This window comes from Neolewinella aquimaris, assembly GCF_014197245.1.
GTDB lineage: Bacteria > Bacteroidota > Bacteroidia > Chitinophagales > Saprospiraceae > Neolewinella > Neolewinella aquimaris.
The window spans coordinates 518,844-543,067 of sequence record NZ_JACIFF010000002.1 but is presented as its reverse complement, the minus strand read 5'-3'; the positions used below and the strand labels follow the sequence as shown (position 1 = coordinate 543,067).

Here is a 24,224-nt window from a genome sequence, read left to right as displayed (position 1 = left end):
GCAACTAAACTACTCCACGTAGGGAAATGAGCTTACAGCGCGGAAGAAGATTCTTTATTCACCTTACGTGTACACCTTACCCGGGGAACTGCTGGGGCGGGAGCCGATGGCCAAATTTCGGAAATCCGTAAAATTCTGGAACCACCCGGCGAAAACCAGAGTTGGAATATGCACATACAGATCTGGTATTTAGTCAATCGAAGATGAGAATAGCCATCATAGCACACCTAAAGTTCCCCATTTCAGAACCCTTTCACGGGGGACTTGAGATGCATACCCATTGCCTGACCCAGGAACTGATGCGCCGCGGTCACGAAGTAACCCTCTTCGCCCTCGCGGACTCCGATCCGGAATTCAACGTCGTACAACCTACGCTCGAAGCGATCGACCGCATGGAGGGCATCGACCTGTTCGAGGAAGAACCCGGGTTCGGCCGCGATTTCGTCAATAAGTTCCACGCCTACATGGAGATCGTTACGGCGATTCAGCGGGGAAACTTCGACGTCGTACACAACAACAGCCTCCACTTTCTGCCCCTGTCGCTGGCACACACCCTCGAGTGCCCGATGGTGACCACCCTGCACTGCCCGCCCTTCGCCTCCTTCCGCAGCGGCGTATTGCTGGCCCGCCCCTACCTCGGCAACCAGTTCGTGGCCGTCAGTGAGAGCATCGCCAAACAGTGGGAAGACAGCATCACCCACTGCCGCATCGTGCACAACGGCATCCAGATCGAGCGGTGGCAGGCTACCGAAGCCGGTGAAGACCGCACCGCCTTTTGGTTCGGCCGCTTCTGTCCCGAAAAGGGCCCCGACTATGCCATCCGCGCCGCCAGGCGTGCCGGCTTCAAACTCCGCCTGGCGGGATCGATCTACGACAACGAATACTTCACCCGTGAGGTAGAACCGCTGCTCGACGACGATATTCAGTACATCGGTCACCTCGACCACGCCGCCATTTGTAGGGAAGCCGGTCGGGCCGCGGTGGGTCTGTTCACCTCCACCTGGGATGAGCCCTTCGGCCTGGTCCTGCCCGAGATGCTGGCCTGTGGCACCCCCATCGTCTCCTTCGATAGCGGGGCTGCCGGTGAGATCATCGACGACTCCTGCGGCGTCATCGTACCCAAACGCGACATCGCCGCCATGGCTGCCGCAATGCCCGTTGCGGCCCGACTGAACCGTCCCGAATGCCGCCGCCGCGCCGAACGTTACTTCGCCATCGAACGCATGATCTCGGATTACGAAAGGATCTACCGCAAACTCGTTCCCCAGGCTAAGAAGATCAATACGGTATCCGCCGGCCCCCTCGTCGGGCCACCAACCGTGAGCGTTGTTGCCTAGGCCGGTTGCCTTCTACGTTCACCACCACGGCAGCGGCCACGCCAACCGCACGCGCCTGCTGGCAGCCCATCTGCCTGCCGATACGCCCATCCACGTTCTTACTTCCGCCGCCGATCGCTTTACCGACTGGACCGGCGGTAAGGTGCACCCCCTGCCACCGGACGTCTCTCCCGACCGGGATCCCCAGTTGGATATTTTGGAAAACCAGGTAGTGCACTACGCCCCCGTCGACCTGTCCGGTGCCCAGCAGCGGATGGCTATCCTGTCGGCCTTTATCGCCCGCAACCGTCCGGCGTGGTTCATTATCGACCTATCGGTAGAGATCGCACTCTTTGTTCGTCTGTGTGGCGTACGGGTCGCACTGGTACGGCTGCACGGTTACCGGGACGATCCCGCTCACCTGGCCGCCTTTCGGTTAGCGGATCGCCTCATCGCGCCCTTTCCTCCCCAGTTGGAAGACGAGCATACGCCGGAGTGGGTGCGGCAAAAGACGACCTACCTCGGAGCCTTTAGCCGCTACGACCACCGTAAGGAGAGCCGTCGGGACTGCCGACTCCAACTCGGCTTAGATCAAGACAGCAAAGTGGCCACCGTCATTAACGGCCTGGGCGGCGGGGCGCAGGAGCTAAGTGAATGGGTAAGTGCCGCGCGGGCCAACCCCGACTGGCGCTTTCTCCTGATCGGTAAAGTAGCCGATGCCTTTGATAGCAGTCCGGTAAACCTGCGCCGTATCGGCATGGTAGCCGATACCTTCCCGTACCTAAAAGCGGCGGATGTGGTGGTCGGCAGCGGCGGCACCAATACCATGATGGAGATCGGTGCGGCCCGCGTGCCCTTCATCAGCCGGCCGGAGCCCCGCCCCTTCGGCGAGCAAGTGTGTAAGATGAGGGCGCTCCGGCGGGTGGGCCTGACCGATATAGTTACCGATACTCCCGACGCCAACGCATGGGGCCCTCTCCTCGACCGGGCCAGTAAACAGGAGGTATCCGGGTGGGACGTTCTGTACCAGGAAGCTACCCTGGAAACGAAGCTGCGCAGGTTTACCGTAGAGCAATAGGGTAGGAGCCACTAGGTCCGCTTCTTTACAATTACCTTTGCACCTGCGCCCCCGCCCACGGCTTGGTACGATATTTGCATTAGTATCCCTAAATCGAGCCCGTGAGCCTACCCAAGATTACGATTAAGATGGATAACCGAGGATTTGACGACGATCAGGACATGCTGCCCTTTATTGGGCTGGAGGATGGAGACGAGGAACTGGTTGACGGCGACACCCCTAGTCCCATACCCATTCTGGCACTCAAAAATGCCGTGCTGTTTCCCACCATCGTAACGCCGATCAACATTGGCCGCGACCGCTCGATCAGCGCCGTAAACCGGGCAATGGAAAGCAACCGGCTGGTCGCGGTCTTCGCCCAGCGCGATCTCGACGTGGAAGAACCGAAGGTGAGCGATCTCTACGACGTTGGTACCCTGGCTCGCATCATCAAAATGCTGCGGATGCCCGACGGCAGTCTGACGGCCGTACTGCGCGGCGGACAACGGGTCAGACGCACTTCTACCACCGCCGAGACGCCCTTTATGGAGGGGACGATCGAACCCCTGCAGTACGGTGAGCCTTCCGAGGCCATGACCTTCGAAGCGACCATTGACAGCATCCGCGATATGGCGGTCAGGGCGGTGGAACTGAGCCCCAATATCCCCACCGAGGCCCGGGTGATGCTCGACAACATCAGTCGGCCGAGTCAGCTGCTCAACTTCATCGCCAGCAACCTGAACGGAGAGATGAAAACCCGGCAGGAACTACTGGAAACCAGCGACCTGGGCAGCAAGGCCGAACGCGTCCTGAAGGAATTGCAGCGGGAGTTGCAGATCCTGGAGTTACGCGACCAGATCGAGAACAAGACCCGGGGAGATATCGAGCAGCAGCAGCGGCAGTACTTCCTCAATCAACAGATCAAGGCGATCCAGGACGAGCTCGGCGAGAACCCGAACGAGCAACAAATACAGGAGCTGGAGGCCCGCGCCGACAAGAAACAGTGGCCGGAGGAGGTGGGCAAAACCTTCACCCGGGAGATCATGCGCCTGAAGCGAATGAACCCCCAGGTAGCCGAATTCAGCGTGCAGCTCTCCTACCTTGAGATGCTCCTCGATCTGCCCTGGCAGGACTACACGGAAGACAACTTCGACCTGAAGACGGTCTCGAAGGTGCTCGACGACGACCACTACGGTCTCGAAAAGGTAAAGGACCGTATTCTCGGTCACCTCGCCGTGCTCAAGCTGAAGGGCGATATGAAGGCACCGATTCTGCTGCTGCTCGGCCCTCCCGGCGTCGGCAAGACCAGTCTCGGCAAGAGCATCGCTCACGCACTGGGCCGCAAGTTCGTACGCATCAGCCTGGGCGGCCTCCACGACGAAAGCGAGATCAGGGGCCACCGCAAGACCTACATCGGAGCCATGCCCGGACGCATCGTACAGTCGTTGCGCAAGGTGGGATCCGCCAATCCCGTTTTCATCCTCGACGAGATCGACAAGATCGGGCAGAGCCACCGCGGCGATCCGTCTTCCGCCCTGCTGGAAGTCCTGGATCCCGAACAGAACAGCACGTTCCACGACAACTACCTCGATCTGGATGTCGACCTCAGTAAGGTGCTGTTCATCGCTACGGCTAACAGTATGCAAACCATTCAGCCCGCCCTGCGGGACCGGATGGAGATTATCCGATTGAGCGGGTACTCGACGGAGGAGAAGCTCGAAATCGCCCGCCGTCACCTCCTGCCAAAGCAACGGGAGTCGCACGGCCTGAAGGCAAAACAGGTTAAGATTCCCATGACTACGCTCCGTGAGGTAGTGGAAGGGTACACCCGCGAAAGCGGCGTCCGGACGCTGGACCGCCAGATCGCGGGACTGATGCGTCACGCCGCCAAGGGCATCGCCATGGAGGGGGAGGAACAGGTTACGATCAAAAAGGAGAGCCTGGAGGAAGTACTCGGTCCACGCATCTTCGAGCGGGAACCCTACCGCGTCGGCCGCCAGTCGGGAATCGCCATTGGGCTTGCGTGGACGCAGGTTGGCGGAGAAATTCTGTTCGTGGAGGCCAGCTTGAGTCCCGGAAAGGGTGGGTTGCAGCAGACCGGTAACCTCGGTGCCGTCATGAAGGAAAGCGCCACCACCGCCCGCTCCTACCTGCGCGCCAATGCCGAGCGGATCGGTATCGATCCGGAATCCTTCAAGTCAAAGGACCTGCACGTGCACGTTCCCGAGGGAGCTACGCCGAAGGACGGTCCCAGTGCCGGTATCACCATGCTCACCGCGATGGCCAGTGCCTACACCGATCGCCCGATCAAACCGTATCTGGCCATGTCCGGCGAAATTACCCTCCGCGGACGCGTGCTGCCGGTGGGTGGAATCAAGGAAAAATTACTTGCGGCGCGTCGGGCCGGCATGAAACAGGTCATCCTGAGCAAGGCCAACGAGCGCCACGTGCGGGAGATCGAGGAGCGGTACCTGAAGGGCATGGAAGTGAGTTACGTTGAGAACATGGTGGAGGTGCTCGACCTTGCGCTGGAATGATCTATGCGCGTTAAGGTGTGTTAAAAGCATACCCTAACTTGCGGAATTACCGCCGCGGCCCAACCGCACGGGCCTCTACCGCGTCCTTAGTTCGATTTACGTCAACCCGAATATGAAGTACCTGCTCGCTTTTTGTCTCTTTCTCGGCCTCGGGTCTACCGCCAGCGCCCAGCTCGTCGACCAGAACGGGGAGCCCCTGGTGCAATTTTCGGGCATGGTGCTCGACGGGACCACCAGTCAGCTCCAGCCGGTGCCCTACGCTACCGTACTGATCAAGAGCGACGGTCGCGGCACCTACGCCAACCTGGAGGGCTTCTTCAGCATCGTAGCCCATAAGGGAGACACGATTCTGTTTAGTGCACTGGGTTATGACGACGTGCAGTTCGTGATCGATCCAAATCTGGAGGACGATAAGTACAGTTTGGTCCAATTAATGACCTATAACGCCATCGACCTGCCCGAAGCCGTGGTCTTCCCCTGGCCGAGCCGCGACCACTTCAAGCTCGAGTTTCTGGCCATGGACGTAACGCCGGAACTGCAATCCCGCGCCTCGGAGAACCTTTCGGCCGACAAGCTCGAACGACTACAGGAGACGGTTCCGCGCTCGGGTGCGGAGAACAGCAGCTACTACCTCCGTCAGCAGGCCCGTCAGACGTACTACATCGGACAGAAGCCGCCCATGAATATTTTTAGTCCCGTTGCATGGAAGCAGTTTTTTGACGGCTGGAAGCGGGGGGATTTTAAGAAGAAGGATGATTAGGGGGTGAGGGATTGAAGGTTTGAGGGATTGAGGGGAGTGAAGGATTGAGGGGGGTGAGGGATTGAGAACTACCGGTGTGCCGGAATGTTAAGCCTGCATGGCATTAGGAAGAAAGGCGGGGAAGGCAAAGGAGGAGGAAAGGACGTGGCGGGATCAGTTGACGGCCCTGCGTAATCTTCCACCTTTTTTTCGGCTGATTTACCGGACGAGCCCGTCGCTCACGATCACGAATATCGTACTGAGACTGCTGCAGTCGGCACTTCCTACGGCTATTCTGTACGTGGGTAAATTGATCATTGACGAGGTACTGTTAATTATTGACGGTAGTGGCGATACCACTTTTCTTTGGCAGATGGTGGCACTGGAGTTGTTGCTTGCCCTTACCTCCGATTTGCTGAGCCGGGGCATCAGTCTGGTCGACAGCTTACTGGGGGACCTTTATACCAATCAGACCAGCGTCGACTTGATGCGGCACGCGGCCACCCTCGATCTGTACCACTTCGAGGATTCCGAATTTTACGATAAGATGGAGCGGGCGCGGCGGCAGACGACGAGCCGGTCGACGCTGATGTCGCAGATGCTGGCGCAGTTTCAGAGTACTGTCACCCTGGTCGTGCTGGGCATCAGCGTAGCGGCCTTTAATCCCTGGCTTATTCTGTTGCTCGTGGTTGCCGTGATCCCCAGTTTCATTCAGGAGAATTACTTCAATCAACAAGTGTACAGCCTCACCCGCAGTTGGACGCCGGAGCGGCGGGAGCTCGATTACCTGCGCTACATTGGTGCCAGTGACATTACGGCTAAGGAGGTCAAGATATTCGGGCTGGCCGACTTCATCACCAACCGCTTCCACAAGCTGTCGATGAAGTACTTCTACGCCAACCGCACCCTGGCCATCAAGCGGGCGAGCTGGGGGGCGTTCTTCTCTGCGATCAGCTCCCTGACGTACTACGGAGCCTACGTGCTCATCATTATGCAGACCATCAGTGGTGTGATCACCGTCGGATCGCTCACATTCCTGGCCGGAGCCTTCCAGCGGATGCAGGGCGGGTTACAAACCATCCTGTCCCGCTTTTCAAGCATCGGGGAGAATGCGCTTTACCTACAGGATCTTTTCGACTTCTTCGCCATCAGACCCCTGATCGCCGACAAAAAAGGAGCACTGCCCTTCCCCAAACCCATTCGGATCGGCTGGGAATTTCAGAACGTAAGCTTTGCCTACCCAAATACGGAGAAATATGCCATCCGTAACCTTTCCTTCAAACTTCCCTTCGGCCAAAAGGTAGCCCTGGTGGGGGAGAACGGGGCCGGAAAGACCACCCTCGTAAAGCTACTCGCGCGCCTCTACGAACCCACTGAAGGTCGCATCCTACTCGACGGCCGTAACCTGCGCGAGTACGAGCTTTCTTCCCTCCGCGACAACGTCGGCGTCATCTTCCAGGATTTCTTCCGCTACCAACTCACCGCCCGCGAGAACATCGCCGTCGGTCGCATCGAAGAAGAGCTCAACCAGGACCGCATCGAAGACAGCGCCCGCAAGTCTCTCGCCGAGGAAGTCGTCGGCGAACTCGAAGGCGGCTACGACCAACTCCTCGGACGCCGCTTCGCCGGAGCCGTTGACCTCAGCGGCGGACAGTGGCAAAAGATCGCCCTCGCCCGTGCCTACATGCGCGATGCCCAACTCCTCATCCTCGACGAACCCACCAGCGCCCTCGACGCCCGCGCCGAGTACGAGGTCTTCCAACGCTTCACCGCCCTCATCGAAGGCAAAACCGCCGTACTCATCAGTCACCGCTTCTCCACCGTCCGCATGGCCGACCACATCCTCTTCCTCGAATACGGAGGACTGGTCGAAGAAGGCAGCCACGAAGAACTCCTCGCCCTCGACGGCCGCTACGCCGAACTCTTCGCCCTCCAGGCCGCCGGCTACAAGTAACTACCGTACTACCGTACTACCGTACTAACCGCGAGCCCCCGCGAGCGACTACCAGCGAGCGCAGCGAGCGAGACTCCCCCTTACCTATTCTTCTTCTCAATCTGGAACGCCGCCGAAATCAAACTCAGATGAGAAAATGCCTGCGGAAAATTACCCAGCTGCTCTCCGTGTAACCCGATTTCCTCGCTCATGAGACCCAGGTGATTCGCGTAGCCCAGCATTTTTTCGAAGACGACCGTAGCTTTGTCTACCTGTCCGATGCGCGCCAGACACTCGACGTACCAGAACGAACAGATGGCAAAGGCCCCCTCGTCTCCTTCGAGTCCGTCCGTGGCCCCGTGCTCCAGCTTATAGCGGAAGATGAGTACGTCGGCCGACAGCTTCTCTTCGATGGCCTGGAAGGTGCTGAGCCAGCGCGGTTCCTGACTGGAAACAAAGCGCAGGAGCGGCATCAGCAGGGCGCTCGCATCGAGGGTGTCGCTCCCTTTAAACTGCACGTATGCCTGCAGCTCTTCGTTCCAGAAGCCGTCGTATATCTCGGTGTAGATCTCGTCGCGGACCTTGCGCCACTCGGCCATCGGGTAGGGGAGGCTCCGGTTCTCGGCGATCTTCATGGCGCGGTCAATGGCTACCCAGCAGCAGACGGCGGAGTGGAGAAAGCGTTGCTTGCCGCTGCGCACTTCCCAAATTCCGTGGTCTTCATCGCGCCAGTGGACGATCACGTAATCTACCAACTTGGTGATTGAGGTCCAGAATTTATTGGTGATGCTGCCCCCAGCCTTATTGTACAGGTAGATGGTGTCGATCAGCTCGCCGTAGATATCGAGTTGCTTCTGGTCGTGGGCGCCGTTTCCGACCCGTACCGGTTTGCTGCCGCGGTAGCCCTCGAGGTGTTCCATGGTACACTCTTCGAGGTCGGTTTCCCCGTCGATGGCGTACATCAGTTGGAGGTGATCCATGCACTTGTCGCGGATCCAGTCCATAAAGTGTTCCGCCTCCTGGGTGTAGCCCAAGCGCAAGAAAGCGTACATCGTAAAGGCGGCGTCGCGGATCCAGGTGTAGCGATAATCCCAGTTGCGGGCCCCGCCCATCTTCTCCGGCAGGCCAAAGGTGGCGGCGGCGATGGTGCTTCCGTAGCGGGCCGATGTCAGCAGCTTCAGCGTAAGGACCGACCGCAGCACCGCCTCCTTCCAAAATCCCTCGTACCGGCACTTTTTCGACCAGGTGGTCCAGTACTTGCGGCACTCCGTAAAGCACTGCATCCAGTCGAGGTCGAAGTCGATGCCCTCGTTCAGGGTCAGGATGAAGTCGATGTTGTCGCCCTGGTGCAGGTCGATGATGGCCCGCAGTCCGGTGTCCGTAATTTCCAGTTCGGCGTCCGTCAGCAGCAGCATCGTAGGTTGTTCGCCCTCCGGATCGCGGATCAGGTAGCCCCTCCCCTCCGGGTTTTTTTCCGCGATACAGCCCCGCTTGCCGTAGCCGAAGCGCGCCTGCAGGTCAAATTTAACCCGGTGGTGGCCGTAAACTCCCTTCAGCCGCCGAAACACCGCGAAATCCCGTTCCCCGTCGACGATGGGCATGAAGTCGGTCAGTTCCGCAATGCCGTCCTCGCTCAGGAAGCGGGTGATTAGGATGTTCGTCCCCGGCAGGTACAGCTGTTTGTTCTTGGTGTCGTCGGCTACGCAGGAGAAGCTGAAAAATCCTCCCACGTCCGCATCCAGCAGTCGGCCGAAAACGGTGGGGGAGTCGAAGCGTGGCAGGCACATAAAGTCGATGCTTCCGGTTACGCTCACCAGCGCGGTCGTGTGCAGGTTCCCGATGATGCCGTATTCGGCAATGGGCAGATAGCGGTCCGGGTAGGCGGAATTAAACTCCCCAACGGGGGCGGCGGCAGGATTGGAAGCGTTCATTGTCAGTTGCAACGGCAAAAGCTGACATTGGTTTGGGCGGGCGTGCGGGTGTTGGTTCGTGGCATCTTGATGCGCCCCCCCCGGTTGGTGGCATCTTGCCGCGGTGTGACGGTTCGTGGCGTCCCGCCGCGGTGTGTTGGTTCGTGGCGTCCCGCCGCGGTCATTTTTCCCATAAGTAGTAGTTGAAAGGAGGGGGTATATGGTATTGCTTAAGTTTTGCCCGATGGTGACCGCGGCGGGACGCCACGAACCGTGCCACGAACCGGGACCGCGGCGAGACGCCACGAACCGTGCCACGAACCGGGACAGCGGCGAGACGCCACGAACCGGGCTGATGCTTCGCGGTCGGAGACCGCATTTTACTTGCGCTGCCGGAGGCAGCGTCGTACTGGATTATAACATTTTTTTAAGGCTCTTTCGCCAGCAAAGCTTAGGGGTCTGCACGTCTGCCCGGTGTTTTTAGTACGGAAGCCATTCCCAACACCAAGTGCAGAATCACATGAAAGCTATACACAGAATATTGACGACAGCGCTCCTCGCGCTCCCCCTACTGGTGTCCGCGCAGGGCTTTAATTCGTTCGGGCAGAATAAGCCGAACTACGAAAAGTTTGAGTACGACGTCTACCAATCGCCGCACTTCGAACTATACACCTATATCGACAACGAAGAGTGGCTGAAGAATTTTCTGTCCGATAGCGAAGAATGGTACCGGGTACACCAACTCGTACTCCGCGACACCATCGCGTTTAAAAACCCGATGATCATCTACGCCAACCACGCGGACTTCCAGCAAACGAATGCCATCAGTGGCATGATTGGTGAAGGAACCGGCGGGGTGACCGAAGCTTTCAAGAACCGAGTGGTGTTGCCCGTAGCTCAGACTAATGCCCAGACCCACCACGTACTGGGTCATGAATTGGTGCACGCCTTCCAGTACGACATGGTGATCCGTGGAGACAGCACCAGCCTCCGTGACCTGCAAAAACTCCCCCTGTGGATGGTGGAGGGTCTCGCAGAGTATTTGAGTATCGGTTCGGTTGATCCCTTTACCGCCATGTGGATGCGCGATGCCGTGCTCAACGACGATATTCCGAGCCTTAAGGACCTGAGTGGCGGCAAGTATTTCCCCTACCGCTACGGGCAGGCCTTCTGGTCCTTCGTTACCGGTCTGCAGGGAGACGAGATCATCAACCCGTACTTCCGCGCCACAGCAAAGTGGGGGATCGAGCGCGCTACGGAACTGGTGTTGGGCTATAAATTCAAGGACTTCAGCGACCTATGGGAAGATGCGTTACGCAAAACCTACGGAGCTCAGATTGGCGACGCGAAGGTCGATCGCTTCGTAGGTAAGGAACTGGTCGGTCCCGACAACAACGGCGGCCGCATCAATATTTCTCCCGAGATCAGCCCGGACGGTAAGTACATGATCTACCTGTCCGAGCAGGACCTTTTCAACATCGACCTCTTTCTGGCCGATGCCCGTACCGGAAAGAAAATTCGCAAGATCAAGTCTTCCACCCTGGGCAGCCACATCGACGCACTGAGCTACATCGAAAACAGCGGCACCTGGAGTCCCGACAGCAAGAAGTTCGCCTACACCGCTACGAGCAAGGGGCAGAATATCATCATCATTGCCGACGTAGAGAAGGGAAAGGCCGAGCGGGAGATCCGTCCGGTTGAAGTTCCTGCCTTCAGTTTTCCAGCCTGGTCGCCGGACGGAAAATCGATTGTGGTATCCGGACTTGTACAGGGGCAAACCGACCTATACAGCATCGACGTGCGCAGCGGTCGCGTTACCCAACTCACGAATGACGTATACAGCGAAATTCACCCCAGCTGGTCGGCCGATGGTAAGACCATCTACTTCAGTACCGATGCCCGCGGCCTGCAACTGAAGGAGCGGCCCCACGGTGCCCTGCGCTTTAACCTGGCTGCCCTGGATGTAGAGAGCCGCGAAAGCCGCGAGATCAACGTATTCCCCGGTGCCGACAACCTCAACCCCGTCGAGGGTGCCGACGGCATGCTCTACTTCCTCAGCAACCGGGATGGTTTCCGAAACATTTATCGCTACGACCTAACCCAGGACAGCGTAGCTCGCATGACGGACCTTCTCACCGGTGTATCGGGCATCACAACCTATGCGCCCGCCATGAGCATCGACCGGCGCAACAACCGCCTGCTGTACACCTACTTCAACCAGAAGGGCTACAAGATCTTCGGCACTCCGATCGATCGGATGACCGCCGTGGCCGTTAGCAAAGATTCGGTCGACCTAACGCCCGCCACCCTGCCGCGCCTTAATCGCCGCGCCAACCTCGTTGTCGATGAGCTGCTGACGAATATGGACAAAGAGAGCGTCATCTCGTCCGACGAGATTACCCGGCAGCCCTACAAGCCGAAGTTTAAGCTCGATTACGCTTCCGGTGGGGCGGGCGGCGGCGTCGGTACCAGCCAGGTGTTCGGTACTACTTCCGGATTGGCCGGCGGCGTGCAACTGCTCTTCAGTGATATCCTCGGGAATAACCAACTCTTTACCGGGCTGTCAATGAACGGAGAGATCACCGATTTCGGGGGCAGCGTAGCCTGGGTGAACCGCAAGACAAAGGTCAACTACGGATTTAGCCTCAGCCGTATTCCCTACCGTAATTTCGGTCTGATGGAGCCTTTCCTCGACTCCATCCAGGTTTCGGAGGATGATTATGCCGAACTTATTAATGCCCCCTACCTGATTCAACGGCTCTACCAGAATCAGGTCGGCGGGTTCGCATCCCTGGCATTTAATACAAATCTACGCCTGGAAGGTAGTCTGAGCTTCAGCCTCTACAACAACCGCGTAGACCAGTATGCCCGCTACTACAATCCCATCACGGGTTACCCGATTCAGGCCAATGTCCAGCCCGAGCGTCGGCGCGATCTGGAAAGTGAAAGTTTCAACCTGATCAACGGCGGGGTAGCCCTGGTAGGCGACAATTCCAACTTTGGTCTCACCGCTCCGATCCGGGGACACCGGTACCGCCTGGGGGCAGACCAGTACCTGGGCGAGTTCAACTTCACGGCCGTGAACGCGGATTACCGTCGCTACATCTGGTTTGGCAAAGGTGCCCTGGCATTTCGGGGGCTCCACTACGGCCGCTATGGCAGCCAGGGCAACGATCTTTTCCCCCTCTACGTGGGCAGCCCCTGGTATATGCGTGGCCTCAACGCGAACGATGCCGTAAATACCCTGGAGGGTGCGGGGCGCAGCCTGGACGAGCTTATCGGCAGTAAGCTTATTGTCGGTAACGTCGAACTCCGCATCCCCTTCACCGGACCGGAGCAGATCGCGCTGATCAAGTCCAAATTCCTCTTCAGCGACCTCAACTTCTTCGTCGACGGAGGGATGGCGTTTTCCGACATCGGCCAATTTAACGGGCCTACGTACACCCTCGATGAGAACGGAGAAATACTCATCAACCCCAATACGGGCGAGCCCTTCCTGGTTAGTCCCGGCGTTAAGCCCATCTTCACGGCGGGTGTGAGTACCCGGATCAATGTCTTCGGGCAGTTGGTCGTGGAGCCCTACTTCGCCCGTCCGCTATTGAAGGGGGCCAGCTGGAGCTTCGGACTGAATCTGTTGCCGGGGTGGTAGGGGGATTAGGGATTGAGGGTAGGAGGGATTGAGGGAACATACCTCATAATGTTGCTCTTTTGGTGTTTGCATCGCACCGGCGCGCCCGCCCTCGGCCACTGGTAAAATAGCGAGCGATGGTGGGATTTAGTCCCTTCTTGTCTATAAGATCGTGTGTTTACACATATTAGAGACATGTATTCAGAATCCCGGCATATTAAGGGGTAATTTGGAAGTACATCATCCGGCTCTGATGGTAACCTCACAGCGCACAAAACGGACCTCCGATACGGCCAATTCATGATCGTGCGCCAAGCAGGAATCGACTACCGCAGTACCTTTGCTGAATATGATTCACCGCTCCTGCGTCCCCGCCCTCCTTTTTTTGTTTCTGCTGGTTAGCGGATGCAACGCCCTGGAGGATGACGGCTACCTTCCCGCGCACCGGATCAACGGGGAGGCGATGGGCAGCTATTACCGCATCACTTACCTGGGAAAGACGATACCGGGCCTACGGGGGAGCGTCGACAGCCTCCTGGAGGCCTATAACCTGGAACTGTCGCCGTGGGTGGAGGAAAGCACGATCAATGCCTTCAACCGCAGCGCTAAAGGGGTGAGCTTAGCGGATACGAAGCACTTTCTGCCCAACCTCGAACTGGCGGCAAAAGTGGTGGCGAAAACCGATGGAGCTTACGACCCCACCGTGGCGCCCCTCGTCAAATTTTGGGGATTTGGCGGCGCGGAACACCGGCAATCGGCAACCGTCGATACGGTGGAATTGGACAGTGTGAGGGCCCAGGTAGGTTTCGATAAAATCCGATTCGACGAGGGTTTCCTGCACAAAGCAAAGCCGGGCGTACAGCTCGATCTGAACGCGAGTGCGAAGGGCTACGGGGTCGACCTGATTTCCGCGTTACTGACGGAGCGGGGCAGTCCGAACCACCTCGTCGACGTGGGCGGTGAAATGCGGGCGGGCGGAACCAAAAACGGAGTACCGTGGACCGTCGGGATCCGGCTACCGGAAGAGGACGCCGACAAAGTTTCCGCCGCAGGCACCCTGCCACTGGAAAAAGGCCGGGCCATCGCCACCAGCGGGAATTACCTGAACTACTACGAGGTGGAGGGTGAGAAGTACAGCCACACGATCAACCCGAAGACGGGACAAGTGGAGCGGAACCGCTTGCTGAGTGCGAGTGTGCTAGCCAATGACTGCGCTACGGCCGACGCCTTCGCTACGGTGTGTATGGTACTGGGGCCGGCGGGAGCGCAGGAGCTGATCGAACGGGAAGAAGCGCTGGAAGGGTACTTTTTGGTGCGGGGGGAGAACGGGGAGTTGGAGGTGGTGGTGACCTCGGGGCTGGAGGGGGAGGAGTAGGATGGCTGCAGACCTCGCCCCGATAGCTATCGGGGGAGACCGCTGCGGACATCGCTGCCGGGAGGCAGCGTTGTACTAGACGCGGACGAGCCAGTTGTGGGTGTCTTCGACCTTTCCGACGCGGAGGCCGTCGATGTGGCGCTTCAGCATGGGGCCGATCTTGCGACCTTCGACGGGGGGGAGGGTCATCAGTTTGTCCTTGTACTGAAGCTCGGAGACGTGGCTGACCACGGCGGCGGTTCCGGCACCGAACATCTCTTCCAGCTGACCGGCATCGGAAGCGGCTACGACCTCGTCGATTTCGATGACGCGCTCGGTGACGGGGATGCCCTTGTCCTTCAGGATCTGGATAAACATCTTGCGGGTGATGCCCTTAAGGATCGCGCCGTCGGTAGCCGGGGTAATGACCTCGCCGTTGATGACAAAAAAGATATTCATCGTGCCGACCTCCTGAATCTGGGTGCGGTCGGGACCGCCCATCCATACAACTTGGTCGAATCCTCGTTGCTGTGCCAGGTGGGCGGGCAGCAGGGAACCGGCGTAGTTGCCCGCCGACTTGGCCTCACCGGTGCCGCCGGGGACGGCACGTACAAACTCCTGCTCGACCACCAGCCGGACGGGCTTAGCGTAGTACGGGCCAACGGGCGCGGTGAAGATGCAGAAGCGGTAGGTTTCGCTGGGACGCACGCCGATGAACTCGTCCGTAGCGTACATGTAAGGACGCAGGTAGAGGGCGCTACCTTCGGCGGGGGGGATCCAGTCTTTGTCGAGGGCGACCAGCTGGCTGACGGCCTCCACGAAGCGTTCCTCGGGGAATTCGGCCATCATCATGCGGCGGGCACTGGCGTTGATGCGCTTGGCGTGCTCGTCGGGGCGCAGGAGCAGGGGAGTACCGTCTGCGTGCTTGCTAGCCTTCATTCCTTCGAAGATCGCCTGACCGTAGTGCAGGACCATGCTGGCGGGGTGCATCGTAAAATGACCGAAGGGCACGATGCGATCGTCGGTCCACTCACCATCGCGGTAGTCGCTCACGAACATGTGGTCGCTGAAGATCTTGCCGAAGGGGAGGTGATTGAAGTCGACGGTCTCGAGGCGGGATTGTTGGACGCGCTCGGTACGAATTTGCGTGGTGGTCATGGTTGGGGCGGTTTTCGCAGGCTAAAGGTAAAGCGGCACAATTTACGATTTACGATTTATGGGTCATGTTTTTCGGTAGGAGTACGCCACCGGTTACCTTTGGGCATGCTCGCATTTGACCTGATCGGACAACCCGATACGACTGAAGCGCTCGAAAAGCTTGGCCCCGCCCGCGACCTGGAACTGATGGTGCTCTACTACGGAGCCCTGGCGCGACGGGCCTTTCTGGGGCGCATCCTCGGAGCCGCTGGCTACGACGAGCCGGGCAAACAGCTGCACCTGCTGGAATGGCCGGCCGACCGTGAACTCGATCTGGCGCGTTTGATCCGGCAAACTGGTGTGAAAAAGGTCGTACTGTTTGGCTACGATCTCCAGCGACTGGGTATTCACGTCGAGGTAGCCAATTACTTCCCCCTTACCCTGGCGGGTACGACCTACCTCATCGCCGACAGCCTCGAGTTCATCGAGCAAACGAAAAATGACGGGGACAACCGTCCGGCCGGCGCGCTCTGGACTGCCTTTAAAACTGACTTTATCGCTCCAGTGCGGACCAATACAGCGTCTGCCTGATGCTGTAAATTACCTGTGTATCAAGAAAGCCTCATAAAATGACGAAAGGAAATATCGACCTAGCCCTCCTCATCCTACGCCTCTGGTTCGGGCTGGAAATGGCCTTCGCCCACGGCCTCGGCAAGGTCATCAAAGTAGTAAACGGAAACTTCAAATTTGCCGATCCGTTCGGAATCGGTCCCGCTCCCAGTTTGGTGCTGGCCGGCTCCGCCGAATTTTTCGGTGGTATTCTTATTGCCATTGGCTTCTTCACCCGCCTAGCTACCGTTCCCTACTTGATCACCATGCTCGTCGCTGCCTTCCTGGTACATGCCGCCAATGGACATGAGTGGGGCAAAATCGCCGGACCGCTACACTATGCTATTGCTGCCATCGTGATATTGATTGCCGGGCCGGGGCGGTACTCTTTGGATCAGCGGCTGTTTGTGGATAAGGGGAGGTAGTTCGCTCGCTGCGCTCGCTGGTAGTCGCTCGCTGGGGCTCGCGGTTAGTACTGTAGTCCGCTCGCCGGGGCTCGCTGGTAGTTCGTTAGTCCCGCTCGGGGCGCTCGCTGGTAGTTCGTTAGTCCCGCTCGCTGCGCTCGCTGGTAGTACGTTGGTCTCACCCATCGAGCTGCCGGGTTTGCGGTGACGCAATGAGGGTCAGGATACTACCAGTGAGCCATAGCGAACGAGACTAACCGCGCGACAGCGCGACTACCAGCGAGCCTAGCGAGCGGACTAACGTACTAAAGCTCGCTTCGCGAGCGCCCCTATTTTCCGAATGCATAGCTCCCATCCACCGACCTGCGGATGTACTCGCCCCAGGTGAGGTTGTCGCGACCGGGTTCTTGTCGTTGGGCACGGTCGATGGCGTAGTTGGCGGCGGTTTCGATGACCCACTCGAAGTTTTCTTCGCCGACGCTGAATTTATCGGCATCGGGGGCGGGGTTGCAGAAGTCGATGGCGTAGGGGATGCCGTCGCGGATGGCGAACTCAACGGTGTTGAAGTCGTAGCCGAGCCACTCGTTGAGTTTGATGACGTAGTCGTGGATGGTCTTGAGCAATTCGTCGCTGACGTCGTGCTTGACCTTGTAGCGGTCGAGGAATTCGTTGCGGGGCTCGTAGTGCATGATCTTCACGTACTTGCGGCCGATGCAGTAGCAGCGAAAGTAGCTGGTGAAGTCGATGGCTTCCTGGAGCATCATGACGAGCTGACCGGTTTCGGCGTGGGCCTTCCAGAGTTCGTCGGGGCCGTTGAGCTTGTATACGCTCTTCCAGCCACCGCCGGAGTGGGGCTTCATGAAGGCGGGCCAGCCGATGTAGTTGAAGATGCTCTGCCAGTCGAGGGGGTAGGCCATGTTGGTGAAACTGGCGTCCGTGGTGTCGTCCGGGTGGTCGTGGCTGGGGAGGAGTACGGTTTTGGGGACGGGCACGCCGGCGGGGCCGACGCTCACTACGTTGTTGAAAAACTTCTCGTCGGCACTCCACCAGAAGGGGTTGTTGATGACGGCCGTGCCGGTGGCGGCGGCGTTCTTGAGCATGGCCCGGTAGAAGGGTACGTCCTGGCTGATGCGGTCGATGATGACGGCGTAGCCGGGATTGAGTCCTTGTCCTACCTTATCGATCTTCACGGGTTCGGCCATGATGCCGTCTACGTTCTTGTCGTTGATGCGTTGGATGACGGCGGGCGGAAAGGAGCGCTCGCGTCCGTAGAGGATGCCGATCTTTTTCATATGGGTACTTTGTTAGGCACTAAGGTAAGCGTCCGACAAATGTTTACGCCACCCACCTGACTCGGCGGCGGTAAAGGCAGCATATTTAGCGGGGAAACACCGCTTATGAAACCAATCTACTTCGCTCTTTTGCTTTTAGTTGGCTCCTGCGTCCGCGCCCAGAGCGATTATCAGTTGTTCCGGCCGGGGGTGCAGTATTTGTACGAACGGGCGGAATATTTTGGGCACCCCTACGGTTTCGATAGCCAGTACTACGGGCTGCGGGTAGAAGAAGCGTCGTGTGAAGCCTTGTACACTACGCTGGGCGGTTATCATATGCCCTCGGTCTACGTCTGTGAAGTCGCCTTCGCTTTCGGTGATTCCGTGTGCCAGACGGCGGATAGTACCGTCATGTACAATGAGCTGGATGAGCCGTTCGTCCTGTACCAGGGAGCCGGGGTGGGGCAGCGCTGGCTCGCCTACGTCGACGGCCCCTACCGAATAATGGCCGAAGTGATCGGGGTGGATTCCGCCACCGTACTGGGACTACCCGACGTAATCAAGCGTATCGCGTTCACTACCGAGCAGGGTGATCCCGTGGGAGGAGAAGTAGCAATCAGCCGGCAGTACGGACTGGTCACCGGCATCCGATTTCACCAGGTGCTTTTCGAAAGAACAACCTACGAACTGGCCGGAATGAATGCCCCGGAAGCCGGTCAGCAATTGCCGAAACCCGAAACTTACGGACTGGCCGCGGTCGGGGATACGTTTCAAATAGAGTCCTACAATTACCTCACCGAACCCTTCGGGAGCGCGACCCCCTTTGGTCGCCGCTATTCCAGTTTTACGATTCTGGAAGTCGATACCACCCAGTCGGGGATCTACGCCTACCGGGCCCGGGGTGATTTCTACGACTACACGACCGGATCAGCCGGGTACCGGCCCGTTCATTTGGATACCGTATTTGACTTCACGATCGACCGGGTGCCCGACGCCCTCACCGGGGTACAGCCCGGGCAGGTCCTGATCAGCCCGGGTAGTTCGGAGAGTCGCAGACTGGCCAAGAGCAAACTCTCCGAAAATCGCTGCGGACTACTCCAACTGCGGGCCAGTACGCCGGTGACCTTCCCGCCGGGGGAACAATGCGGGTTGGATGATTCTCACGTGGACGGGGGACCGGGTCCGGTCTACACCCAGTTCGTACCGGTGCATTTGGATAGTATATCCGGTCAGGCCGGACCCCAGTGGGCGAGCCTGCGCTACCTGCGTTCGGGCGATCGTCGCTGCGGCACTTTTGTCGATGCACCCGAGCTAATGGTAGGTACGCGTGATGTGCATTCTCTTGATCTTGAGATTGGGCTTTATCCCAATCCCGCGAGCAATGAATTTACGGTTGCGTTGCCGGAGAGCGATCGGTCGTACAACCTAGAAGTGGTGAGCCTGACCGGTGCCAAAATCTATAAGGTGGCCGACGTGCGTCGATCCGCAACTGTAGCCACCACTAGTTTTCCCGCCGGCGCTTATTGGCTACTGGTGGTCCAGGATGGCCGGCCGGTGGGGCGGCGGGTTTTTACCGTGCGTTGATTGCGCTGGAGCCATTCTACTGGGGTACCGTAAATTCAGCGGCAAATCGCACTACATGAGAAGTTTAAAGCTGCTGGTCTTCCTTCTGATCTCTTCCTCGGCCTGGGGGCAGCAAACGGAAGTGGTCACCTACAAACAACTCGATACTTCCGAACTGAAGTTGGAGGTGATCCTCCCGGATAATTTTACTGATCAAGGTTCCTATCCCGCCATCGTTTTCTTCTTCGGCGGCGGCTGGAATTCGGGTAGCCGCGAGCACTTTCGCCCGCAGGCCGATTACTTTGCCGGACGGGGGGTCGTGTGTTTTCTGGCGGATTACCGCACGAAAAATAGCCATGGCACCACGCCCTTTACCTCGGTGATGGACGCCAAATCCGCCATGCGCTACGTCCGGACCCACGCCGAGCAGTGGCAACTGGATACCGCAAAAATCGCCGCGGGCGGCGGCTCGGCGGGCGGGCACCTGGCTGCGGCGACGGCCATGGTGAAAGAGTACAACGATCCGCAAGATGATCTTTCCGTCAGCAGCCGGGCAAATGCCCTGTTGCTCTACAATCCGGTCGTGGACAACGGTCCCGCCGGCTACGGCTACGAAAGAATAGGGGAGGCCTACCCCGATTTTTCGCCCCTGCATAACATCGACAGTTCCACTCCGCCGACCTTATTTCTGCTCGGCACCGCCGATCACCTGATTCCCGTCACCACGGCGGAATATTACTGCATGGCCATCGAGCGGGTTGGCGGACGGTGCGAGTTGAAGCTGTACGAGGGCGGTCGCCACGGCTTCTTTAACGTCCAGAACGCCGACCACTTCCGCTCGACCATGGAGGCCAGCGATCTTTTCCTCCAGGAGCTTGGCTGGATATCCGCTACCAACTAGAAGTCGTCTTCGCCGCCGCCGTCTCCCCGACGTCCGTTGTTGTTCCGCTGCCGCGAAAGCTGGTTCAGGCTGTACTGAAAACCGAGGTACACGATGCGGCTCTCGCGCTGAAATTCGCTGACGGTGGTGATGCCGCCCGTCTCGGTAGTAAAGCGGTACTTGCGCTGGTTGAACAGGTCGGTGACCCGCAACGTAATGGCTCCCTTATCGTCCAGGATCTCCTTCCGAAAACCGAGGTCCAGACTCTGAATGGCCTGAATGCGCCCCTGCGGCCGTACGCCCGGTGAGCGGTAGAAGTAGGTGAACTGGGCCTGTACTTTGCCCGGTAGCTCGTAGCTGCCCTGCACGTTGCCGCTGAAGAGGTAGCCGTTCTGGTCGATGTTCTCGTCCTGGTTGTTCCCGATAATTTCCGAACGGTAGCCGTTGCCGCTCACTGTGAGGTCGAGTTTGTCGGTCGGACGGTACGTAGTGATCAATTCGATGCCGTAATCGCGGCCCCGGTCGAGGTTGTCGCGGGTGCTCAGGCTCACGCCGCCGGGCAGCACGCGGGTGATCCTGCTGATGATGTCGTTGAGCTGGCGGAAGTAGACGCCCCCGGTGAAGGTGCCCTTACCGTACTGCTGCTGTACGTTGAGCTCGAAGCTGTTGATCAATTCGGGCAGCAGGAAGGGGTTGCCGCTGCGCAGGTTAAACGGGTCGCCGCGATCCACGAAGGGGTTAAGAGCGTAGCCGCGCGGCCGCTCGATGCGCCGACTGTAGCTGGCCTGTAGGGTAGTGTTGTCGTCGAATTCGTAGCCGGCGAATATGCTGGGGTAGACCTTGAAGTAGTTGTTCGTGAAGTCTTCTGCGTTTGGCTCGAGGAGGATGCTGCTGGTATTGGCTTGCTCCGCCCGCAGCCCAACGTTGAAGCGGATTTTGTCTACCTGCCCGCCGAAGGTGGCGTAAACGGCGTGTACGTCTTCTTCGTAGCGGAAGAGATTACTCAGGCTATCTACGTTCTCGAAGCTGCCGGTATCGAAGGTTTGGAAGGCGGCGTCCTGCTCGGTGCGCTCCAGCGTAGTGCGCCAGCCGGTGGTAAACTTAAAGTCGCCTATGGTCTGCTCGTAATCGAGCTGGCCGAGATACCGCTGGCGATTCTCTAGGGTGGGGGCCCGTTGTTGGTCCGTGCCGATCACGATGCCGGAGGCGTCGTTGAGGATTTCGTTGTAGTTCTCGATCTCCTCCTCATCGTTCTCGCTGTACTGGAAGCTGGAGGAGAGTTGGCGGCCCTCCTTTTTAAAGGTCGTAAAGTAGGTGGCCTGTACCTCGAAGTCGTTCTCGGTTTCCGGCTCAAATTCGGTACGGACGCTGGTACGGTCCAGTCCGCCCTCGTTGTTAAAGAAGTCGGTGGTCCGCAGGTTGTTGCTTTCCCCCTGTTCGAACTGGATGTTGCCCTGTAGTCCGATCACACCGCGCTCACTAATGTTGTACTCGGTGCCGAGCTTGAACATCTGCGACTTGCGCAGCCGGTCGCCCTCGAAGAGGAAGTAGCGGCTGAAGGTGCTGTCGCCCAGGGTGCCCGTCTGGTCGCGGAAGCCCCGGAAAAAGCGCTCATCGTAGCGGCCACTCACCCCGGCGAAGGAGTTGAATTTGCCCTGGCGCCAGTTGAGGTCGAGATTGCCGTCGAATTTGTTTCCGGTACCGGCATTGAGGTTTACCGTTGCGTTGAAGCCGTCGTCCTGCTTTTTTTTGAGGACGATGTTGATGATGCCGGCGGTGCCTTCCGGGTCGTAGGCGGCACCTGGGTTGGTGATTACCTCCACCCGCTCGATGCTGCTGGAGCTCAAAGATTTCAGGTAGGTGGCCGGGTCGGTGCCCACCAGTCCGCTGGGCTTACCGTTAATTAAAAAGCGCACGCCACCGCTACCGCGTAAACTTACGTTGCCCTCCAGGTCGACCGTAATGCTCGGGATTTGCCGCAGCAGGTCTTCGGCCGATCCGCCGCTAGCCGCCACGCTTTTTTCTACGTTAAAGGACTTGCGGTCGAGACCGAGTTCCATGATGGCGCGATCGGCGGTTACGACCACTTCATCAAGATCAGTGGCACCACCGGCCTCCAGGGTGATGTCGCCCACCCGCAGGAACCGTTCGGAATCGTTCAGTTCGAGCATCATTTCTTCCCCCTCGTACCCGATAAAGGTCACTTCGAGCCGGTAATCTCCGTAGGGCAGGTCCTTGATCGTAAACTTGCCGTCAATGTCACTGGTGGTACCGCCAACCAACTCGCCGTTTTCAATCCGATAGACCGCGATATTGGCAAAACCGACCGGTTCTTCACTACTGCCATCGCGGAGTTGTCCGCCAACGCCACCCGTATTGGGGGCCATCTCGGGGGGCACGGCATCCGTTTGGGCGCGGACGCAGGTGCAGAGTAAAATGAGAAGAGCGGTATATAGTGGCTTCATGGTGCGGGATATATTCTACTAACCAAACGTGAGACCCCGCAACCCGTTCAGCAAACACATAGGGACGAAACGCCGGATTGTCGAGTAATCCGCCCGGATCATAGAATGAACCATAAAACAGCTCCGTTCGGGCGTTGATTTTGCTACGTAGGAGGCGGCTAACGCAACTTCCCGTCTATATAGATGGACGCTCGAACCCGTCCGGTCCATTCCGGTTATTGCACTATGCCGATGCCTTCCTCACCCTCCCTGAACGCCCTTTTACGGAATCCGTCCGCCGCGCTGGCGGATACGGATCTGAAGATCACGCTACCCCTCACCCGTGCCCTGCTCAACGAGGTGCTGGCCGCCCGCCCCGCCGGCACGCCGATCCGGGAACTATACATCGATCCCGAAGCGGGAAACCGATTTAGGGTACACCTGTCCGCCAACGCCCCCGTGATCGGTACGGTGAGCCGGCAATTGATGCTGGTCCCGGGACCAGCCGTTTCCTTTCCGGATCAGCCGTGGCTAAGCTTCGACATCGTCTCCGGACTCAAGTTTCTCGATAAGCCCCTGATCAATCTGGTTCAGGGCCAGATCGAGTCGCGCCTGCCCAAGGGAGTGGATGTGAGCAGCAGCTACGTCCGCATCCACGTCCCGGCCCTGATGACCCATCTGGGGTACCAGCAGCTCGTACCGCTGATCAATAAATTGCAGGTCACCAGCGAAGCCAACCGCCTCATCCTATCCCTCCATCTAAACGCCCAGTAAGCTACCATCCTATGCATCCCGTACTCAAGCACCTGATCGAAACCGATTTTGCCGACCTCAACGGCACCCACGTAGAGGGACAGATTGCCCTCTCCGACGACATCATTAACATGGGACTGCACGAGGTGCTGAGCCAACTTCGCCAGCCCGCCGTTCCGAAAGACACTGCTCCTGCGCCCCCGCCCGCAGCCAATACTTCCGAAAGCATGCCCGACCCACGGGTACTGCTCAGCAAACTGAAGGTCGAGCACCTGAAATACCGCACCGAAGTCGGAAAAACCGTGCTGGAAATCAAAGCGGGAGTCTAAGACTAAAAACAGGGGGCCACTTGGTCCTTCCAGAAACAACCCGTATCTTTGCGCTCCAATTACAAAATATGATCGCTGAATGCTAATTATTAACGTACGCGAGGGAGAGAATATCGACCGTGCCCTCAAGCGCTACAAGCGCAAATCAATCAACACCCGGGTAATCCGTGAACTCCGCAATCGCCGCGAGTTTACCAAGCCCAGCGTGAAGCGGCGTAAGGAAAAACTGAAGGCAGAATACCGCCTGGAGAAGTACGGCGACCAGTAAGGACGTCCATAATGCAGTCCCCCCCGGGGATTGATCAGCGAACGGCTGTCGGTGGGTAATTCCCCCGGCAGCCGTTCCTGTATTTTCCTACA

The 24,224-nt window shown here is 58.5% G+C and carries 18 protein-coding genes; 14 read left to right on the top strand and 4 right to left on the bottom strand.

Annotated elements, in window-relative coordinates; translation table 11 throughout:
• Window positions 1-203 precede the first annotated feature (203 nt).
• From GGR28_RS06750 to GGR28_RS06730, 5 genes are all read left to right on the top strand, one after another.
• The gene (locus tag GGR28_RS06750) at window positions 204-1,337 is read left to right on the top strand and encodes a glycosyltransferase (RefSeq protein ID WP_183494977.1); all 1,134 of its coding nucleotides are present in this window, start codon (window positions 204-206) and stop codon (window positions 1,335-1,337) included.
• The gene (locus GGR28_RS06745) at window positions 1,330-2,394 is read left to right on the top strand and encodes a hypothetical protein (protein WP_183494976.1); all 1,065 of its coding nucleotides are present in this window, start codon (window positions 1,330-1,332) and stop codon (window positions 2,392-2,394) included. The genes GGR28_RS06750 and GGR28_RS06745 overlap by 8 nt, the downstream gene beginning before the upstream one ends.
• A gap of 128 nt (window positions 2,395-2,522) precedes the next feature.
• On the top strand, window positions 2,523-4,910 hold the full coding sequence (gene lon, locus GGR28_RS06740; protein ID WP_183494975.1) for an endopeptidase La: 2,388 nt from the start codon (window positions 2,523-2,525) through the stop codon (window positions 4,908-4,910).
• Between the two features lie 112 nt (window positions 4,911-5,022).
• Complete coding sequence (locus GGR28_RS06735) at window positions 5,023-5,670, top strand: carboxypeptidase-like regulatory domain-containing protein (RefSeq protein ID WP_183494974.1); 648 nt, start codon at window positions 5,023-5,025, stop codon at window positions 5,668-5,670.
• A gap of 97 nt (window positions 5,671-5,767) precedes the next feature.
• Complete coding sequence (locus tag GGR28_RS06730; RefSeq protein ID WP_183494973.1) at window positions 5,768-7,603, top strand: ABC transporter ATP-binding protein; 1,836 nt, start codon at window positions 5,768-5,770, stop codon at window positions 7,601-7,603.
• An 80-nt stretch (window positions 7,604-7,683) separates the two neighbouring features.
• On the opposite strand, the gene GGR28_RS06725 is transcribed toward GGR28_RS06730, so the two are convergent.
• Window positions 7,684-9,531 (bottom strand): glycoside hydrolase family 15 protein, encoded by a 1,848-nt coding sequence (locus GGR28_RS06725; protein ID WP_246416386.1) that lies wholly within the window; start codon window positions 9,529-9,531, stop codon window positions 7,684-7,686.
• Window positions 9,532-10,033: 502 nt separating this feature from the next.
• Here GGR28_RS06725 and GGR28_RS06720 point away from each other — a divergent pair.
• Together GGR28_RS06720 and GGR28_RS06715 are read left to right on the top strand one after the other, a co-directional pair.
• On the top strand, window positions 10,034-13,141 hold the full coding sequence (locus GGR28_RS06720; protein ID WP_246416384.1) for a hypothetical protein: 3,108 nt from the start codon (window positions 10,034-10,036) through the stop codon (window positions 13,139-13,141).
• 328 nt (window positions 13,142-13,469) lie between these two features.
• The gene (locus GGR28_RS06715; RefSeq protein ID WP_183494971.1) at window positions 13,470-14,495 is read left to right on the top strand and encodes an FAD:protein FMN transferase; all 1,026 of its coding nucleotides are present in this window, start codon (window positions 13,470-13,472) and stop codon (window positions 14,493-14,495) included.
• 75 nt (window positions 14,496-14,570) lie between these two features.
• Here the strand turns inward: GGR28_RS06715 and GGR28_RS06710 are convergent, their stop codons facing one another.
• Window positions 14,571-15,632 carry a branched-chain amino acid aminotransferase gene (locus tag GGR28_RS06710; RefSeq protein ID WP_183494970.1) on the bottom strand — a complete coding sequence of 354 codons (1,062 nt, stop codon included), beginning with the start codon at window positions 15,630-15,632 and terminating at the stop codon, window positions 14,571-14,573.
• A gap of 105 nt (window positions 15,633-15,737) precedes the next feature.
• Between GGR28_RS06710 and GGR28_RS06705 the strand changes: the two genes are divergently transcribed.
• On the top strand, window positions 15,738-16,202 hold the full coding sequence (locus GGR28_RS06705) for a hypothetical protein (RefSeq protein WP_183494969.1): 465 nt from the start codon (window positions 15,738-15,740) through the stop codon (window positions 16,200-16,202).
• Window positions 16,203-16,240: 38 nt separating this feature from the next.
• Window positions 16,241-16,645: a DoxX family protein gene (locus tag GGR28_RS06700; RefSeq protein WP_183494968.1), complete on the top strand. Its 405-nt coding sequence runs from the start codon at window positions 16,241-16,243 to the stop codon at window positions 16,643-16,645.
• Between the two features lie 308 nt (window positions 16,646-16,953).
• On the opposite strand, the gene GGR28_RS06695 is transcribed toward GGR28_RS06700, so the two are convergent.
• The gene (locus GGR28_RS06695; RefSeq protein ID WP_183494967.1) at window positions 16,954-17,916 is read right to left on the bottom strand and encodes an ATP-grasp domain-containing protein; all 963 of its coding nucleotides are present in this window, start codon (window positions 17,914-17,916) and stop codon (window positions 16,954-16,956) included.
• A gap of 105 nt (window positions 17,917-18,021) precedes the next feature.
• Here GGR28_RS06695 and GGR28_RS06690 point away from each other — a divergent pair, with 105 nt between their 5' ends.
• Together GGR28_RS06690 and GGR28_RS06685 are read left to right on the top strand one after the other, a co-directional pair.
• On the top strand, window positions 18,022-19,479 hold the full coding sequence (locus GGR28_RS06690; RefSeq protein WP_183494966.1) for a T9SS type A sorting domain-containing protein: 1,458 nt from the start codon (window positions 18,022-18,024) through the stop codon (window positions 19,477-19,479).
• A 55-nt stretch (window positions 19,480-19,534) separates the two neighbouring features.
• On the top strand, window positions 19,535-20,359 hold the full coding sequence (locus tag GGR28_RS06685; protein WP_183494965.1) for an alpha/beta hydrolase: 825 nt from the start codon (window positions 19,535-19,537) through the stop codon (window positions 20,357-20,359).
• On the opposite strand, the gene GGR28_RS06680 is transcribed toward GGR28_RS06685, so the two are convergent.
• A complete protein-coding gene (locus GGR28_RS06680; RefSeq protein WP_183494964.1) occupies window positions 20,356-22,803 on the bottom strand; it encodes an outer membrane beta-barrel family protein in 2,448 nt (815 codons plus the stop codon). The two genes, GGR28_RS06685 and GGR28_RS06680, sit on opposite strands and share 4 nt — an antisense overlap.
• A 231-nt stretch (window positions 22,804-23,034) precedes the next feature.
• Between GGR28_RS06680 and GGR28_RS06675 the strand changes: the two genes are divergently transcribed.
• The 3 genes from GGR28_RS06675 to rpsU all read left to right on the top strand — a co-directional run bounded on the left by GGR28_RS06675 (window position 23,035) and on the right by rpsU (window position 24,132).
• Entirely contained in the window at window positions 23,035-23,556 is a 522-nt protein-coding gene (locus GGR28_RS06675; RefSeq protein WP_183494963.1) for a hypothetical protein, read from the top strand.
• Window positions 23,557-23,567: 11 nt separating this feature from the next.
• Window positions 23,568-23,864, top strand: coding sequence for a hypothetical protein (locus GGR28_RS06670; RefSeq protein ID WP_183494962.1), 297 nt, complete (start codon window positions 23,568-23,570; stop codon window positions 23,862-23,864).
• 79 nt (window positions 23,865-23,943) lie between these two features.
• Window positions 23,944-24,132: a 30S ribosomal protein S21 gene (rpsU, locus tag GGR28_RS06665; protein WP_099105555.1), complete on the top strand. Its 189-nt coding sequence runs from the start codon at window positions 23,944-23,946 to the stop codon at window positions 24,130-24,132.
• Window positions 24,133-24,224 lie beyond the last annotated feature (92 nt).

What these genes read in the sequence shown, in the direction of transcription:
- GGR28_RS06750 (WP_183494977.1), top strand. Translation starts at nt 204, where the DNA reads ATGAGAATAGCCATCATAGCACACCTAAAGTTCCCCATTTCAGAACCC.
- lon (WP_183494975.1), top strand. Translation starts at nt 2,523, where the DNA reads ATGGATAACCGAGGATTTGACGACGATCAGGACATGCTGCCCTTTATT.
- GGR28_RS06735 (WP_183494974.1), top strand. Translation starts at nt 5,023, where the DNA reads ATGAAGTACCTGCTCGCTTTTTGTCTCTTTCTCGGCCTCGGGTCTACC.
- GGR28_RS06730 (WP_183494973.1), top strand. Translation starts at nt 5,768, where the DNA reads ATGGCATTAGGAAGAAAGGCGGGGAAGGCAAAGGAGGAGGAAAGGACG.
- GGR28_RS06715 (WP_183494971.1), top strand. Translation starts at nt 13,470, where the DNA reads ATGATTCACCGCTCCTGCGTCCCCGCCCTCCTTTTTTTGTTTCTGCTG.
- GGR28_RS06710 (WP_183494970.1), bottom strand. Translation starts at nt 15,632, where the DNA reads ATGACCACCACGCAAATTCGTACCGAGCGCGTCCAACAATCCCGCCTC.
- GGR28_RS06705 (WP_183494969.1), top strand. Translation starts at nt 15,738, where the DNA reads ATGCTCGCATTTGACCTGATCGGACAACCCGATACGACTGAAGCGCTC.
- GGR28_RS06700 (WP_183494968.1), top strand. Translation starts at nt 16,241, where the DNA reads ATGACGAAAGGAAATATCGACCTAGCCCTCCTCATCCTACGCCTCTGG.
- GGR28_RS06695 (WP_183494967.1), bottom strand. Translation starts at nt 17,916, where the DNA reads ATGAAAAAGATCGGCATCCTCTACGGACGCGAGCGCTCCTTTCCGCCC.
- GGR28_RS06690 (WP_183494966.1), top strand. Translation starts at nt 18,022, where the DNA reads ATGAAACCAATCTACTTCGCTCTTTTGCTTTTAGTTGGCTCCTGCGTC.
- GGR28_RS06685 (WP_183494965.1), top strand. Translation starts at nt 19,535, where the DNA reads ATGAGAAGTTTAAAGCTGCTGGTCTTCCTTCTGATCTCTTCCTCGGCC.
- GGR28_RS06680 (WP_183494964.1), bottom strand. Translation starts at nt 22,803, where the DNA reads ATGAAGCCACTATATACCGCTCTTCTCATTTTACTCTGCACCTGCGTC.
- GGR28_RS06675 (WP_183494963.1), top strand. Translation starts at nt 23,035, where the DNA reads ATGCCTTCCTCACCCTCCCTGAACGCCCTTTTACGGAATCCGTCCGCC.
- GGR28_RS06670 (WP_183494962.1), top strand. Translation starts at nt 23,568, where the DNA reads ATGCATCCCGTACTCAAGCACCTGATCGAAACCGATTTTGCCGACCTC.
- rpsU (WP_099105555.1), top strand. Translation starts at nt 23,944, where the DNA reads ATGCTAATTATTAACGTACGCGAGGGAGAGAATATCGACCGTGCCCTC.